The organism is Streptacidiphilus pinicola, assembly GCF_003258295.1.
Lineage (GTDB): Bacteria > Actinomycetota > Actinomycetes > Streptomycetales > Streptomycetaceae > Streptacidiphilus > Streptacidiphilus pinicola.
Window position 1 is genome coordinate 33,968 of the sequence record NZ_QKYN01000084.1, and the last position, 1,410, is coordinate 35,377.

A 1,410-nucleotide genomic window follows, 5' to 3' on the forward strand; every position below is an offset into this window, starting at 1 on the left:
ACCGGGAGCGGAACTCGTCAACGACCTCTTCGGTCAGTGTGGGGCGCTGAGCAATCAGCATGGGTTGGTGCCTCCAGATTTTGGCGCCCGCTATCTGACGCCGTAGATACCGCACGGTATCGGCAATTCGACCTCGCAAGAGGCCCGCACCGCCCGACGCCCCCCGGAGACTCGACGTCAGGCGGAGTCACTGCCGCAGCGCGGCGAGTCGAAGCTGCGCGGGCACCAGGCGGTGGAGCCCCCTGGTCGGAGTGACCTGAGCGCGGTCCCGGGCGGGCGCCCGTGTGCTGGGGGCCCGCCCGGGGAATGCTCTACCGGAGGGTACCCGTACGCTGGGCTTATCCCATGCACATCCGAGGCGTGGACATCATGGCCGAGGGAGAGCAGCGTGGCGCGGGGAAGCGGCAACATCAGGGGCGCGCGGATCGGGTCCGGTCCGCTGGGCGAGCCGGAGCGCGGTGACCTCGCGCCGCGCACGACGGTGTCGTTCTGGTGCGGTAAGGACCACCACACGCAGCTCAGCTTCGCGGTCGAGGCCGTGGTCCCGGAGACGTGGGACTGTCCCCGGTGCGGTCTGCCCGCCGGCCGCGACCGCGACGATGTGCCCGTCGCCGAGGGCACCAGCCGCTACTTGACGCACATGGGCTTCGTCCGGCAGCGCCGCAGCCAGGAGGACGGCGAGATCCTGCTCAACGAGGCGCTGGCCAAGCTGCGCGGGACCAGCTGACCTATCGGGGCGACCGTGGCGCGCGCGTCATCGTCGGTCGACGGCATGAACGAGCCCGGCCGCCCCAAGGGTGGACGGTCGGGCTGTCGCACGTGTGGGGTCAGCCGCGGACGATGTTCGCCGCCTGCGGGCCCTTCTGGCCCTGCTCGATGTCGAAGGTCACGGTCTCGCCCTCGACGAGCTCGCGGTAGCCGTTGCCGGTGATCGCCGAGTAGTGGGCGAACACGTCAGGGCCGCCGCCGGCCTGCTCGATGAAGCCGAAGCCCTTCTCCGCGTTGAACCACTTCACGGTGCCCTGCGCCATGGTGAACTCTCCCGTTCGGGACGAGGGCCAGCACAGGTTGCCGGCCCTGGATGGGTCGCGTCCTCGAACAGCAGGTGCAGCGGTACGGCGGACAGCGAACGTCGAGCAGCACGCTACCCATCCTGTGTGCCCGCTAAGACGCGGTTTCTAATGGCCCGCTGACCCCCCCGGGCCCCCGCCGAGCCCCCCCCCCCGACCCCCCCCACCGCCCCCCCCCCCGCCCCCCCCCCGCCCGCACCCCCTGACACACCGCCCCCTCCCGCGCACCCACGACCCGCACCCCGCTCCCCCCCCCTCGCGCTCCCCCGCCCCCGTCCCCCGCCCGCCCCCGCCCCCCCCCCTCCCCCCCCCCCCCGCCCGTGCCCCGCCTCTCCCCCCC

2 protein-coding genes are annotated in these 1,410 nt (G+C 72.9%); one reads left to right on the forward strand and one right to left on the reverse strand.

Annotated elements, in window-relative coordinates; translation table 11 throughout:
• Positions 1–388 precede the first annotated feature (388 nt).
• Complete coding sequence (locus DN069_RS21645) at positions 389–727, forward strand: RNA polymerase-binding protein RbpA (RefSeq protein WP_111503292.1); 339 nt, start codon at positions 389–391, stop codon at positions 725–727.
• A gap of 100 nt (positions 728–827) precedes the next feature.
• Here the strand turns inward: DN069_RS21645 and DN069_RS21650 are convergent, their stop codons facing one another.
• Positions 828–1,031 carry a cold-shock protein gene (locus DN069_RS21650; RefSeq protein WP_042428002.1) on the reverse strand — a complete coding sequence of 68 codons (204 nt, stop codon included), beginning with the start codon at positions 1,029–1,031 and terminating at the stop codon, positions 828–830.
• Between the last annotated feature and the right edge of the window lie 379 nt (positions 1,032–1,410).